We start from the raw sequence: 13,939 nt of genomic DNA on the forward strand, positions 1-13,939 counted from the left end.
GTCCGTCCGGGCGTAGGGTGATCGCGCCCTCGACGAAATCCGCACATTCGTGCGCAGTCCCACCCCCCGCACGTGATGGAACAGACGTCCCACACCCCGGCCCGGCGTCCCGCCTCCGTCCGACAAGTGCGAAGATGGGTTCTCGGCAGGACAGGGCCCCCACCACAGGGCCGACCAAGAGCGGCCGGACACCAGCCGCCGCCCGGTCACTGGAGACCGGCGTACGGCGCACATGCATGGAGGACGTGACGTGGCGAACGACGCCAGCACCGTTTTCGACCTAGTGATCCTCGGCGGCGGTAGCGGCGGTTACGCCGCGGCCCTGCGCGGGGCGCAGCTGGGCCTGGACGTCGCCCTGATCGAGAAGGGCAAGGTCGGCGGCACCTGCCTGCACAACGGATGCATCCCCACCAAGGCTCTGCTGCACGCCGGTGAGATCGCCGACCAGGCCCGCGAGAGCGAGCAGTTCGGTGTGAAGGCCACCTTCGAGGGCATCGACATGGCGGCCGTCCACAAGTACAAGGACGACGTGATCTCGGGCCTCTACAAGGGTCTGCAGGGTCTCGTCGCCTCCCGCAAGGTGACGTACATCGAGGGCGAGGGGCGTCTTTCCTCCCCCACCTCCGTCGACGTCAACGGCCAGCGCGTCCAGGGCCGCCACGTGCTGCTCGCGACCGGCTCCGTGCCGAAGTCGCTGCCGGGCCTGGAGATCGACGGCAACCGCATCATCTCCTCGGACCACGCGCTGGTGCTGGACCGCGTCCCGCAGTCGGCGATCGTGCTGGGCGGCGGCGTCATCGGCGTCGAGTTCGCCTCGGCGTGGAAGTCCTTCGGCGCCGACGTGACGGTCATCGAGGGCCTCAAGCACCTCGTCCCGGTCGAGGACGAGAACTCCTCCAAGCTTCTCGAGCGCGCGTTCCGCAAGCGCGGCATCAAGTTCAACCTGGGCACCTTCTTCTCGAAGGCCGAGTACACCCAGAACGGCGTCAAGGTCACCCTGGCCGACGGCAAGGAGTTCGAGGCCGAGATCCTCCTCGTCGCCGTCGGACGCGGCCCGGTCTCGCAGGGCCTCGGCTACGAGGAGCAGGGCGTCGCGATGGACCGCGGCTACGTCCTGGTCGACGAGTACATGCGCACGAACGTGCCGACCATCTCCGCCGTCGGCGACCTGGTCCCGACGCTCCAGCTCGCGCACGTCGGCTTCGCCGAGGGCATCCTGGTGGCGGAGCGTCTGGCCGGTCTGAAGACCGTTCCGATCGACTACGACGGCGTGCCGCGGGTGACGTACTGCCACCCCGAGGTCGCCTCCGTGGGCATCACCGAGGCCAAGGCCAAGGAGATCTACGGTGCGGACAAGGTCGTCGCCCTGAAGTACAACCTCGCCGGCAACGGCAAGAGCAAGATCCTCAAGACCGCGGGCGAGATCAAGCTCGTCCAGGTCAAGGACGGTGCCGTGGTCGGCGTCCACATGGTCGGCGACCGTATGGGCGAGCAGGTCGGCGAAGCCCAGCTGATCTACAACTGGGAAGCGCTGCCCGCCGAGGTCGCCCAGCTGATCCACGCCCACCCGACGCAGAGCGAGGCGCTCGGCGAGGCCCACCTGGCCCTCGCGGGCAAGCCGCTGCACTCCCACGACTGATCAGCCGACCCAGGCCGATCCGTCACTGCGTCGCACCCGGGCGCGACGACCACAGACTTCCGCACATTCGTAAGGAGCAACAGAAACCATGCCGGTTTCCGTAACCCTTCCGGCGCTCGGCGAGAGCGTCACCGAGGGCACCGTCACCCGCTGGCTGAAGGCCGAGGGCGAGCGCGTCGAGGCCGACGAGCCGCTGCTGGAGGTGTCGACCGACAAGGTCGACACCGAGATCCCCTCGCCCGCCGCCGGTGTGCTCGCCTCCATCAAGGTCGCCGAGGACGAGACGGTCGAGGTCGGCGCCGAGCTGGCCGTCATCGACGACGGCACGGGCGCGCCCGCCGCCGCCGCTCCGGCCGCCGAGCCCGAGCCCGAGGCCGCCCCCGAGCCCGAGGCCGCCCCCGAGCCGGCCCCGCAGGCCACCCCGTCCACCGAGCAGGCCGCCCCGGCGCCCGCCCCGACCGCCGAGGCCGCCACCGGCGGTGCCGGCGCCGAGGGCACCGACGTGGTCCTGCCCGCGCTGGGCGAGTCGGTCACCGAGGGCACCGTCACCCGCTGGCTGAAGGAGGTCGGCGAGGAGGTCTCCGAGGACGAGCCCCTCCTCGAGGTCTCCACCGACAAGGTCGACACCGAGATCCCCTCGCCCGCCTCCGGCGTGCTCCTGGAGATCGTGGTCGGCGAGGACGAGACCGCCGAGGTCGGCGCCAAGCTCGCCGTCATCGGCGCGCCCGGCGCCACCCCGGCCGCGGCCCCCGCCGAGGCCCCCGCGGCCCCGGCCGCCGAGCCCACCCCGGCCCCGGCGCCCGCCGCCGCGGCTCCGGCTCCGGCTCCGGCCCAGGCCGCCCCCGCCGCGCCCGCGCCGGCCCCGGCCGCCCCGCAGGCGCCGTCGGCCCCCGCGCCGCAGCAGCAGACCACCCCCGCGCCCGACCCGGCGCCGGCGGCTCCCGCCCCGGCCCCGGCTCCCGTCACCCCGGCCCCGGCACCCGCCGCGACCTCCGGTGACGAGGGCGCGTACGTGACCCCGCTGGTGCGCAAGCTCGCCGCCGAGAACAGCGTCGACCTGTCCTCCGTCAAGGGCACCGGCGTCGGCGGCCGCATCCGCAAGCAGGACGTCATCGCCGCCGCCGAGGCCGCGAAGGCCGCCGCCCCGGCTCCGGCCGCGGCCGCCGCCCCCGCCGGCCGGAAGGCTCCCGCGCTGGAGGCCTCCCCGCTGCGCGGCCAGACCGTGAAGATGCCCCGCATCCGCAAGGTCATCGGCGACAACATGGTCAAGGCCCTGCACGAGCAGGCCCAGCTGTCCTCGGTCGTCGAGGTCGACGTCACCCGCCTGATGCGCCTGCGCAACCAGGCCAAGGACTCCTTCGCCGCCCGCGAGGGCGTCAAGCTGTCCCCGATGCCGTTCTTCGTCAAGGCCGCGGCCCAGGCGCTGAAGGCCCACCCGGCCGTCAACGCCCGGATCAACGTGGACGAGGGCACCATCACCTACTTCGACACCGAGAGCATCGGTATCGCGGTGGACTCCGAGAAGGGCCTGATGACCCCGGTCATCAAGCACGCGGGCGACCTCAACATCGCCGGTATCGCCAAGGCCACCGCCGAGCTGGCGGGCAAGGTCCGGGCGAACAAGATCACCCCGGACGAGCTGTCCGGCGCGACCTTCACCATCAGCAACACCGGCTCGCGCGGCGCGCTCTTCGACACGATCATCGTGCCGCCGAACCAGGTCGCCATCCTGGGCATCGGCGCCACCGTCAAGCGCCCGGCCGTCATCGAGACCGCCGAGGGCACCGTCATCGGCATCCGCGACATGACGTACCTGACGCTCTCCTACGACCACCGTCTGGTGGACGGCGCCGACGCCGCCCGCTACCTGACCGCGGTCAAGGCCATCCTGGAGGCGGGCGAGTTCGAGGTCGAGCTCGGCCTGTAGTCCGCATCCGCTTGTACGGCGCCCCCGTCCGGAGCTCTCCGGGCGGGGGCGCCGTGTGCTGCCGCCCCGTGGTCCCGGGACCGCGCCCAACGCGCGCGGGGCGGACCGCCGGTCACCGCGTGTAAGTCTCGTCTCACCTGCGCGAAAGCGCCCCCGTGCGCCTCTCCCCCGCAGCGGCACGGCCTTATTGTCTAGACGTCAACGCCCTCGGGGCCCGCGCGTTCCAAAGGAGCTCTCATGACCGCGCCCGTCGTCCACTCGCTGCGCGAACAGATCCGCGAGCACATCGTGGAGGGGATCGTGAGCGGTCGCTGGAAGCCGGGCGAGCGGATCGTCGAGCGGCGGATCGCCACCGAGCTGGAGGTCAGCCAGACGCCGGTCCGCGAGGCGCTGCGCGAGCTGGAGTCGCTGCGGCTGATCGAGTCGGCGCCGAACAAGGGCGTACGGGTGCGCAACCTGACCGCCGCCGACCTGGAGGAGAGCTACCCGGTGCGGGCGGGTCTGGAGGCCATCGCGGCGGAGCTGGCGGCCGCGCGGCTGGCGGAGGACTGCTCGGCCCTGGAGCCGCACGTCGCGGCCCTGTACGAGGCCGACCGCAACGCCGACGGGACCGGCCAGGTGCGGCACACCGTGGGGTTCCACCGTGAGCTGGTGCGCGCCGCGGGCAACTCCGTGCTGCTGCACACCTGGGAGGGCCTCGGCATCGAGGTGTTCACGGCGCTGTCGATCCGCTGGCTCGGCACCGTCCAGCAGTCCTACGCCGAGGAGCACGAGGCCCTCGTGGACGCCTTCCGCCGCCGTGACCCGCTGATCGCGGACCTCGTCAAGGCGCACGTACTGGGCTGCGCGCCGCGCCCGTGACGGATGTGCGTCCCCTCGCTCAGACGTGCTCCGACCTGCGGGAACCTTCGATTTCAAGGCACCCGGTGCCTGCGCTGAAGGCACCGGGTGCCGACTTTGTCGATTCGAAGAGGTTTTCTCCCGCAACCCTTTGATCGATCATCGATCAGGGAGTTACAGTCACCGACGGGCTTCCACCGAGGCCCCACGCCCTGTCCTGCCAAAGACCTAGGGCACCCCCGAACCCTTGCCGATGAGGGAACCCCCTTCGACTGAGGAAGGCGGCGTAATGACCGACCCCACCGCAATCCAGCCGAGCGAGCTCGACCAGCTCCCGGACCGCGACCCCGAGGAGACCGCCGAATGGCAGGCCTCCCTGGACGCCGTCACCCAGGCGGCCGGGCCGCACCGTGCCGCGTACCTGATGCGCCGCACCCTGGAGCGCGCCGAGGGCAACGGCCTCGCGCTGCCCAAGCTCCTCGAGACCGACTACGTCAACACCATCCCCACCTCCGCCGAGCCCACCGTGGACGGCGACGAGGAGATGGAGCGCCGCATCACCGCGTGGAACCGCTGGAACGCGGCCGCCATGGTGACGCGCGGCGCGAAACACGGCGTCGGCGGCCACATCGCGACCTTCGCCTCCGCCGCCTGGCTCTACGAGACCGGCTTCAACCACTTCTTCAAGGGCAAGGAGGGTGACGGGTCCGGCGACCAGCTCTACATCCAGGGCCACGCCTCTCCCGGCATCTACGCCCGCGCCTTCCTCGACGGGCGGCTGACCGAGCACCACCTCGACCGCTTCCGCCAGGAGTCCGCCGGCGACGGCCTGCCGTCGTACCCGCACCCGCGGCGCCTGCCCTGGCTGTGGGAGTTCCCCACCGTCTCCATGGGTCTCGGCCCGCTCTCCGCGATCTACCAGGCGCGCTTCAACCGCTACCTGACCAACCGCGGCATCAAGGACGTCTCGCAGTCCCACGTCTGGGCGTTCCTCGGCGACGGCGAGATGGACGAGCCCGAGTCGACGGCGGCACTCGCACTCGCCAGCCGCGAGGGCCTGGACAACCTGACCTTCGTCATCAACTGCAACCTGCAGCGCCTCGACGGCCCGGTCCGCGCCAACTTCAAGATCGTGCAGGAGCTGGAGGCCCAGTTCCGCGGCGCCGGCTGGAACGTCGTGAAGTCGCTGTGGGGCAACGCCTGGGACGAGCTGTTCCGGCTCGACACCACGGGCGCCCTCGTACGCCGCCTGCGCCAGGTGCCCGACGCGCAGGTGCAGACGTACCAGACGCGCGACGCCGCCTACATCCGCCAGGACTTCTTCGGCGCCGACCCGGCGCTCGTCGAGATGGCCAAGCTGCTGTCCGACGACAAGATCCTGGAGTGCTTCCACCTCTCGCGCGGCGGTCACGAGGCGCGCAAGGTCTACGCCGCGTACCGGGCGGCCCTGTCCCACAAGGGCGCGCCGACCGTGATCCTGGCCCAGACGGTCAAGGGCCACACGCTCGGTCCCGGGTTCGCGTCGAAGAACGCCAACCACCAGATGAAGAAGCTGTCCACGGACGAGTTCAAGCAGATGCGCGACCTGCTGGAGCTGCCCATCTCCGACAGCCGGTTCGTCGACGGTGTGGTGCCCTACGGCCACCCCGGCGCCGACTCCCCCGAGGTCCGCTACCTCCAGGAGCGCCGCGCGGCGCTCGGCGGTCCGGCCCCGGCCCGCCGCACGCACGCGCTCGCGCCGCTGCCGGCCCCCGCCGACAAGGCGTTCACGTCCTTCGACAAGGGCTCCGGCTCGCAGAACGTGGCGACGACCATGGCGTTCGTCCGCCTGATCAAGGACCTCGTGCGCGACAAGGAGACCGGGAAGCGCTGGGTGCCGATCGTGCCCGACGAGGCCCGCACCTTCGGCATGGAGTCCCTCTTCCCCTCGCTCGGCATCTACTCGCCGAAGGGGCAGACGTACGAGCCGGTCGACCGCGACCAGCTGATGTACTACAAGGAGGCGACGAACGGCCAGATCCTCAACGAGGGGATCACCGAGGCCGGCTCCATGGCGGACTTCATCGCCGCGTCGACCGCGTACTCCACGCACGGCGAAGCGATGATCCCCTTCTACATCTTCTACTCGATGTTCGGCTGGCAGCGCACGGCCGACCAGATGTGGCAGCTCGGCGACCAGCTCGGCCGGGGCTTCCTGGTCGGCGCCACGGCCGGCCGCACCACGCTCACCGGTGAGGGCCTCCAGCACGCGGACGGCCACTCCCCGGTCATCGCGGCGACCAACCCGGCGGCGCTGACGTACGACCCGGCGTTCGCGTACGAGGTCGCGGTGATCGTCAAGGACGGTCTGCGCCGGATGTACGGCGAGGCGGCCCCGGGCGAGGACCAGAACGTCTTCTACTACCTGACGGTCTACAACGAGCCGCTGCCGCAGCCCGCGAAGCCGTCGGGCCTCGGCATCGACGAGGGCATCGTCAAGGGGCTCTACCGCTTCAACACCGCCGAGTCGGCCGGCCTCGCGCCCGCCGCCAACGCGGTGCGCATCCAGCTCCTCGGTTCCGGTACGGCGATCCACTGGGCTCTGAAGGCCCAGAAGCTGCTCGCCGAGGAGTGGGGCGTGGCCGCCGACGTGTGGTCCGCGACCTCCTGGACCGAGCTGCGGCGCGACGCGCTGGAGGCCGACGCGGCCCTGCTGCGCGGCGAGGAGCGGGTGCCCTACGTCCGCCAGGCGCTGAACGGCGCCGAGGGCCCGGTGCTGGCCGTCAGCGACTACATGCGCCAGGTCCCGGACCAGATCGCGCAGTGGGTCGAGCAGGACTGGTCCTCCCTCGGCGCCGACGGCTTCGGTCTGTCCGACACCCGTGAGGCGGCCCGCCGCCACTTCGGTGTCGACGCCGAGTCGATCGTCGTCGCCGCCCTGGCCCAGCTCGCCCGCCGCGGCGAGGTCAAGGCCTCGGCGGTCAAGGAGGCCCGGGAGCGCTACGGGCTGTAGGGCCGAGGGGCTCGATTCGCGGTGGAGGGGTACGGCGGTCGCCGTGCCCCTTCGCTGTCGGCGGGGCCCGGCATCATGAACGCATGCGCGCTGCCCGCCTGATCAAGATGGTGCTGCTGCTCCAGTCCCGGCCGTCGATGACCGCCGCGGAGCTGGCGCGGGAGCTGGAGGTGTCCGAGCGGACCGTCACGCGCGACGCGCAGGCGCTGTCCGAGGCCGGTGTCCCGGTGTACGCGGACCGGGGGCGGGCCGGCGGCTACCGCCTGATCGGCGGGTACCGGACCCGGCTGACGGGGCTGGCGCGCAGCGAGGCGGAGGCGCTGTTCCTGTCCGGGGTGCCGGGGGCGCTCCGGGAGATGGGCCTCGACGACGTCGCCTCGGCGGCGCGCCTCAAGGTGTCCGCGGCGCTGCTGCCCTCGCTGCGGGACGCCTCGCGGACGGCGGGGCAGCGTTTCCATCTGGACGCGCCCGCCTGGTTCAGCGAGCCCGAGACCCCGGAGCTGCTGCCCGCCGTCGCGGACGCGGTGTGGGACGACCGGCGGATCGCCGCGCGCTACCGGCGCGGCGAGGACGAGGTCGAGCGGGCCCTGGAGCCGTACGGGCTCGTGCTGAAGGCGGGTGTCTGGTACCTGTGCGCGCGGGAGCCGGCGTCGGGGTCCTTCCGGGTCTACCGGATCGACCGGTTCACGGCGGCCGAGCCGGGCGAGGAGCGCTTCGTCCGGGACGAGGGCTTCGACCTGCCCGGCTTCTGGGCGGAGCGGGCCGCGCAGTTCGCGGGGTCCATCCTGCGGGCGGAGGTCGTCGTACGGCTGTCGGCGACCGGGGCGCGGCGGCTGCCGTACGTGGTCGATGCGGAGGCGGCGAGACGGGCGCTGGGAGCGGCCGGCGAGCCCGACGGCCAGGGGTGGGTGACCGTCGCCCTCGCGGTGGAGTCCGAGGAGGTCGCGCACGCGCAACTCCTGACGCTGGGGCCGGAAGCCGAGGTGCTGGCGCCCGCCTCCCTGCGGGAGCGGTTCTCGGCGGACGCGGTGCGGCTGGCGGCGCTCTACCGCTGACCGGCCGCCGCTCGGCGGCGGGTGCCGCCTCCGTGCCGGGTCCCGCCCTGCGTGCCCGCCGGTGCCGGGCGGGCCCGCCGGGTGTCAAAGGCCCAGGTACCCGGCGGTCTTACCGCGGGCATGTGCGCGCATAACAATCTGCGGCACTCCGCGTGCGTCCCTCCCGTCCAGGCCCGATGCTTGACCCGTGATGGACGAGACGGAGTTCTGGGAGCTGGTGGACGCGACCCGCGAGGCCGCCGAGGGCGACCCCGAGGAGCAGGCGGACCTGCTCGTCGAGCGGCTGCTGCGGCTGGACCCCGAGTCGGTCCTCGATTTCGCCCGGCACTTCGAGTCCCGCTACAACCGCGCCTACCGCTGGGACCTGTGGGGCGCCGCCTGGATGCTGCTCGACGGGGCGAGCGACGACGCCTTCGACTTCTTCCGGTGCTGGCTGATCGGCCAGGGCCGCGAGGTCTTCGAGGGCGCGGTGCACGACCCGGACTCGCTCGCCGACCTCCTCGGGGACTTCGACGAGGAGGTGGACGGCGACGGCGAGGAGCTGGGGTACGCGGCGGACGAGGCGTACGAGCAGCTCACCGGGGTCGTCGCCCCCGACCTGGGGATTCCGCCCGCGCCCGCCGAGCCGGAGGGCACGCCGGTCGACTTCGAGAACGAGAGCCTGCTCGCCGAGCGGTACCCCCGCCTGTGGGAGCGGTTCAAGGACTGACACCGGGGGTGCCGGAACCGGGCCGGTCCCCGCGTGCGTGCGCGGGGCGCCCGGACGACCCGCCCGGTCGGGACGCAGCGCCTCACACGCTCCGGGGAGCCGCCTCGGAGCGGTCCGGGGCGTTCTGCGGGAGCGCTGCGTCCGGGCGGTCGGAGGCGTGCAGCCGGGGCGCCGCGTTCGCGCGGTCGGGGGCGTGCGGGCGGGGCGCCGACTCGGCGCGCTCAAGGGCTTGCAGCGGGGCCGCGACCTCGGCGCGGTCCGGGGCTTGCAGCGGGGGTGCCGCGTTCGCGCGGTCCGGGGCTTGCAGCGGGGGTGCCGCGTTCGCGCGGTCCAGGGCGGAGGCCGTGGCCGTCGCCGGGCCCACCACGACCGTCACCGCCGCGCACACGACCGTCCAAGGGCCGCGCAGGGCCCCGGTCCAGCGTCCCGTCCCGTACGCACGCCCGCTGTTCATCGTCCCGCCTCCGTTCCGCCTCGCCGTGCCCGCAGCGTAGGAAGCGCGGCTCTGCGTCCGCCCTGGGCCGCCTGTGCGGCCGGTGTGGACCTCACCGGCCCTGGAGGCGGGCGGCCAGCTCCCGAATGGCCGGGAGCCGTGCGGTCAGCGCCGCCCCCGGGCAGCTGGTCATGAACCCCGCGTTGTGGCCGGCCAGCGCGGGCAGGGAGGCGGTGGCACCGGCCTCGAAGCGGCTGAGGTCGTTGCTGGACACGAGCCGCACCCTGGTGCGCGGGTCGACGTTCCCGAGGCCGAGCTTCCAGGCGGCGACGGCGGCGATCGCGTCGGTCATCGCCTTCGGCACCGGCGTGCCCGCGGTGAAGGTGCCGATGGCGGCGATGCCGACGGTGCGGTGGTTGAAGCCCTGGGTGTGGGCGCCGGTGACGGGCCGGTCGACGCCGCCCGCGCGGCCCTCGTAGATCGTGCCGCAGCGGTCGACCAGGAAGTTGTAGCCGATGTCGTCCCACTGCCGGGCCCCTGTCTGGCCGGCGTACAGGTAGCGGATGATGCGGGGCGTGTCGGCGCAGTCGTACCCGTTCGGCGAGTCGGTGTGGTGCACGAAGACGGCGGCGATGCGGTCGTCGTAGCGCGGGGGCGGCTGGTGGGGCGCGCGGGGGTCGAACCAGCGCGAGCGCGGCACGATGGGCGGGCGCGGGGCCTTGTGCTCCACGGCGGCCCGGCCCGCGACGGGCCGGTCGGCCTCGTCTCCCCCGCCGCCGAGTCCCACGGTGCCGAGCACCAGCGCCAGGACGACGGCGATCCCCGGCAGGAAGAGCAGCGCCACCCGTGCGGGCGCCGGAAGCCGGGACAGGTCGAAGGGACGCCCGGCGGACCACGGACGGCGCTCACCGCCCGCAGGAGCCCCAGCAGCCTCCTCGGGGCGCGACGGGCTCTCCCCGGGGGACGGGGGTGACTCAGACCTGGACCCGGCCTGGCCGGTCCCCGGGGGCGGGGGCGATGGCGACCCGGGCGTGGACCCGGTCCGGCCGGTCCCCGGGGGCGGGGGCGGCCCGGGCGAGCGCTCGGCCTGGCCGGCTCCAGGGATCGGTGGCGGCCCGGGCGAGGTTCCCGCTTGACCGGCTCCAGGAGGCGGTGGCGGCGCGGACGTGGGCTCGGCCGGGGCGGGGCGTGTCGGGGACGGGTCCGGCCGCGGCGGGCGCGGCGGGGCCGTGGGCGGGGTTTCGGCGCGGGGAAGGCCGAGGCGGCGTACCGCGGCCCGCAGGCGCGCCGCCCGTGGCTGCCGCGTCCCGTCGGCCCGCGCGTGACGCGCGGTCCGTCGGAGCGCGCCGCCGGGTATTCGTGTCCCCCGCGCTCTGGGGAAGACACGCATGTCCCCACCCTCACCCGGGTCCGGTCCATCCGCGATGTGTGCTGTGCCACCCGGTGGAACCATCGTCCCGGTCCGGGACGTTTTTACAGGTCCACGCACGTGTGCCGGTTCCCGCGCCGCACGCGCGCGTGCCTGATCACAGGGCCCGCCCCGTGCGTACTACTGGGCCCGAGAGGAAGGCGGCTCCGTGGACCTGCTCGACTTGCTGCTGTCGCTGGTGATCCTGGCCTACGCGGCGTCCGGCTACCGGCGTGGCCTGGTCGCCGGCTGCGTCTCGCTGGCCGGTTTCGTGGGCGGTGCCGTCATCGGCGTGTGGCTGCTGCCGTGGGTCATGGACCTGGTCACGCCGGGGACCCCGGCGGCCACGGTGACCGCCGTCCTGACGGTGCTGATGCCCGCCGTGGTGGGCCACGAGCTGGCGGGACGGCTGGCGCTGAAGCTGCGCCGCGAGCTGCGGGGCGGCCCGCTGCGGGTGGCGGACGGCGTCGGCGGAGCCGCCGCGAACACCGTGGCGGTGCTGCTGGTGGCGTGGGTCGCCGCGAGCGTCCTGGGCGCCTCGTCGTCCACCGTGGTCACCCAGTCGATACGCGACTCCGCGCTGCTGGGCGCCGTGCAGGACGCGATGCCGGACGCCACCCCGACCTGGTTCTCGCGGGCCACCTCGGCCCTGACGGAGGCCGGTTTCCCGCAGGTCTTCAACCCCTTCGAGAACGAGCCGGCGGCCGGTGTGCCCGAGCCCTCCGGCGACAGCGTCACGGCGGCCGCGACGGACGCGGCCCGCCGCAGCACCGTGAAGGTCGAGGGCGCCTCCGGCAGCCAGGGCCGCGAGGGCAGCGGCTTCGTGTACGCCGCGCGGCACGTGATCACCAACGCCCATGTGGTGGCCGGCATCGACCGGCCCACCGTCCGGGTCGGCGGCGTGGGACGCGCGTACGAGGCGAGGGTGGTGCTGTTCGACCCCGAGAAGGACGTCGCCGTCCTGTACGTGCCGGATCTCGACGCGCCCGTGCTGCGCTTCGACGACGCCGCGGAGCGGGGCGACTCGGCGGTCGTCGCGGGCTATCCGCAGGACGGCGGTCTCGACCTCCAGGCGGCGACCGTCGCGAACCGTATCGACGCGACCGGTCAGAACATCTACAACACGGACACGGTGACCCGCGAGATCTACTCGATCCGCTCCACGGTCCGCCCCGGCAACTCGGGCGGCCCCCTGCTGACCACGGACGGGAAGGTCTTCGGTGTCGTCTTCGCCCGCTCGACCTCGGACAGCCGGACCGGCTACGTCCTGACGGTGGACGAGATCGCGGGCGACGCCGGACGCGCGGCGCGGGCGACGGTGCCGGTGGACACGGGCGACCTGGTCACCTCCTGACCGTCCGCTCCATGCCGGCCTGGCGAACTCCCCTTCGTGTAAGCGGAGTTCAGAGCCGGCGCCCCATCATGACGTCGTCCACGTACCCGCCTTCGAGAAGGAACTCCTCCGGCAGGACGCCCTCGACCGCGAACCCCTCGGACTCGTACAGCCTGCGCGCCGGGGTGTTGTGGCCGAGGACGCGCAGCGTGATGCGCCGCGCCCCCTGGCGCCGGGCCTCGTCCTGCGCGGCCCGCAGCAGCGCCCGCCCGACGCCGGCTCCGCGCGCCTCCTCGGCGACGACGAGCCCCTGGATCTGCCGGACGTGGGAATTGCAGGCGAGCGGGGTCGGGAACCCCAGCCGGATGTAGCCGACGACCTGTCCGCCGAGTTCGGCGACGAGGTGGTCCCGCGGGCCGAACCGCTCGCTGTAGAACGGCTCGTACGGCGGCTGGGGGCGGGGCTGGACGGCGTGCACCGGGGACCAGGTGACGCGGTCGAGCCGGCCGAGCGTCTCCTCGTCGTCGAGGGTGGCGTGGCGTATGTGCGGAACGGGCATGTCGATCACTGTACGACGGGGGTCCGGCGGCGCGGCCGGTGTTTTCCGGGGGCACCCGGCAGGATGGATCCATGAACTCACCGCTTGCTCCCGGCTCCCGCATCGCGATCTCCGGTGCGTCCGGCCTGATCGGCTCGGCACTGGCGCGCTCCCTGTCCGCGGACGGCCACGAGGTGGTCCGGATCGTGCGCCGGGCGCCCCGTTCCAAGGACGAGGTGCGGTGGGACCCCGCGGCCCAGCGGGTCGACGCGGCCGGGCTCGCCGGCTGCGCCGCCGTGGTGAACCTCGCGGGCGCCGGGATCGCCTCACGGCGCTGGACGGAGGACTACCGGCGGCAGATCCGCGACAGCCGGGTGCTCGGGACGGCCGCGCTCGCGGAGGCGGTTGCCTCGCTGGACACCCCGCCGCGCGTCTTCCTCAACGGCAGCGCGATCGGCTTCTACGGCGACACGGGCGACCGCGCGGTGGACGAGACCGCGCCGCCCGGGGACGGTTTCCTGCCGTCGGTGTGCGTGGAGTGGGAGGAGGCGGCGGGCGCCGCGCGGGAGGCGGGCGTCCGCACCGTGTTCGCCCGCACCGGGCTGGTGGTGGCGCGCGAGGGCGGGGCCTGGGCGAAGCTGTTCCCGCTCTTCAAGGCCGGCCTCGGGGGACGGATGGGCGACGGGCGCCAGTACTGGAGCTACATCTCGCTGCACGACGAGGTGGCCGCGCTGCGCCATCTCCTCGACACGGAGTCGCTGTCCGGACCGGTCAACCTCACGGCGCCCGAGCCGCTCACCAACGCCGAGGTGACGGAGGCGATGGGGCGGGTGCTGCGGCGGCCCACGCTCTTCGCGGTGCCGGCGCCGGTGCTGCGGACCGCGCTCGGCGGGATGTCGGGGGACGTCCTGGGCAGCCAGCGCGTCCTGCCGTCCCGGCTGCTGGACTCCGGGTTCGCGTTCGCCTTCCCGTCGATCGACGCGGCCCTGCGCTCCGCGCTGCGCTGACGGGCGTCGCCCCGCGGCCCCCGTGCCGCCACCGGCTCCTGACCCCGAGTCATACGCC

Annotated in this window: 11 protein-coding genes; 8 read left to right on the forward strand and 3 right to left on the reverse strand. The window is 73.5% G+C overall.

Annotated features, from left to right (window positions below; translation table 11 throughout):
• The first annotated feature begins 250 nt into the window (after nt 1-250).
• The 6 genes from lpdA to ACFYQQ_RS04790 all read left to right on the forward strand — a co-directional run bounded on the left by lpdA (nt 251) and on the right by ACFYQQ_RS04790 (nt 9,162).
• On the forward strand, nt 251-1,639 hold the full coding sequence (gene lpdA / locus ACFYQQ_RS04765; RefSeq protein ID WP_355789508.1) for a dihydrolipoyl dehydrogenase: 1,389 nt from the start codon (nt 251-253) through the stop codon (nt 1,637-1,639).
• A gap of 88 nt (nt 1,640-1,727) precedes the next feature.
• On the forward strand, nt 1,728-3,566 hold the full coding sequence (sucB, locus tag ACFYQQ_RS04770) for a 2-oxoglutarate dehydrogenase, E2 component, dihydrolipoamide succinyltransferase (protein WP_388903459.1): 1,839 nt from the start codon (nt 1,728-1,730) through the stop codon (nt 3,564-3,566).
• Between the two features lie 237 nt (nt 3,567-3,803).
• Nucleotides 3,804-4,427, forward strand: a complete 624-nt coding sequence (locus ACFYQQ_RS04775) for a GntR family transcriptional regulator (RefSeq protein WP_356167323.1) — start codon at nt 3,804-3,806, stop codon at nt 4,425-4,427.
• A 268-nt stretch (nt 4,428-4,695) separates the two neighbouring features.
• Nucleotides 4,696-7,398 (forward strand): pyruvate dehydrogenase (acetyl-transferring), homodimeric type, encoded by a 2,703-nt coding sequence (aceE, locus tag ACFYQQ_RS04780; RefSeq protein WP_356167326.1) that lies wholly within the window; start codon nt 4,696-4,698, stop codon nt 7,396-7,398.
• Between the two features lie 83 nt (nt 7,399-7,481).
• On the forward strand, nt 7,482-8,453 hold the full coding sequence (locus tag ACFYQQ_RS04785) for a WYL domain-containing protein (protein WP_355790359.1): 972 nt from the start codon (nt 7,482-7,484) through the stop codon (nt 8,451-8,453).
• Nucleotides 8,454-8,643: 190 nt separating this feature from the next.
• Nucleotides 8,644-9,162, forward strand: coding sequence for a DUF4240 domain-containing protein (locus ACFYQQ_RS04790; protein WP_355790361.1), 519 nt, complete (start codon nt 8,644-8,646; stop codon nt 9,160-9,162).
• An 82-nt stretch (nt 9,163-9,244) separates the two neighbouring features.
• Here the strand turns inward: ACFYQQ_RS04790 and ACFYQQ_RS04795 are convergent, their stop codons facing one another.
• On the reverse strand, nt 9,245-9,616 hold the full coding sequence (locus ACFYQQ_RS04795; RefSeq protein ID WP_355790364.1) for a hypothetical protein: 372 nt from the start codon (nt 9,614-9,616) through the stop codon (nt 9,245-9,247).
• A 91-nt stretch (nt 9,617-9,707) separates the two neighbouring features.
• Nucleotides 9,708-10,439: a peptidoglycan recognition protein gene (locus ACFYQQ_RS04800; protein ID WP_355790356.1), complete on the reverse strand. Its 732-nt coding sequence runs from the start codon at nt 10,437-10,439 to the stop codon at nt 9,708-9,710.
• A 733-nt stretch (nt 10,440-11,172) separates the two neighbouring features.
• Between ACFYQQ_RS04800 and ACFYQQ_RS04805 the strand changes: the two genes are divergently transcribed.
• Entirely contained in the window at nt 11,173-12,357 is a 1,185-nt protein-coding gene (locus tag ACFYQQ_RS04805; RefSeq protein ID WP_356244577.1) for a MarP family serine protease, read from the forward strand.
• Between the two features lie 49 nt (nt 12,358-12,406).
• On the opposite strand, the gene ACFYQQ_RS04810 is transcribed toward ACFYQQ_RS04805, so the two are convergent.
• Entirely contained in the window at nt 12,407-12,895 is a 489-nt protein-coding gene (locus ACFYQQ_RS04810) for a GNAT family N-acetyltransferase (RefSeq protein WP_355793581.1), read from the reverse strand.
• 71 nt (nt 12,896-12,966) lie between these two features.
• Here ACFYQQ_RS04810 and ACFYQQ_RS04815 point away from each other — a divergent pair, with 71 nt between their 5' ends.
• The gene (locus tag ACFYQQ_RS04815) at nt 12,967-13,881 is read left to right on the forward strand and encodes a TIGR01777 family oxidoreductase (protein ID WP_355793583.1); all 915 of its coding nucleotides are present in this window, start codon (nt 12,967-12,969) and stop codon (nt 13,879-13,881) included.
• Nucleotides 13,882-13,939 lie beyond the last annotated feature (58 nt).

It is taken from the genome of Streptomyces sp. NPDC005496 (assembly GCF_042872045.1).
Lineage (GTDB): Bacteria > Actinomycetota > Actinomycetes > Streptomycetales > Streptomycetaceae > Streptomyces.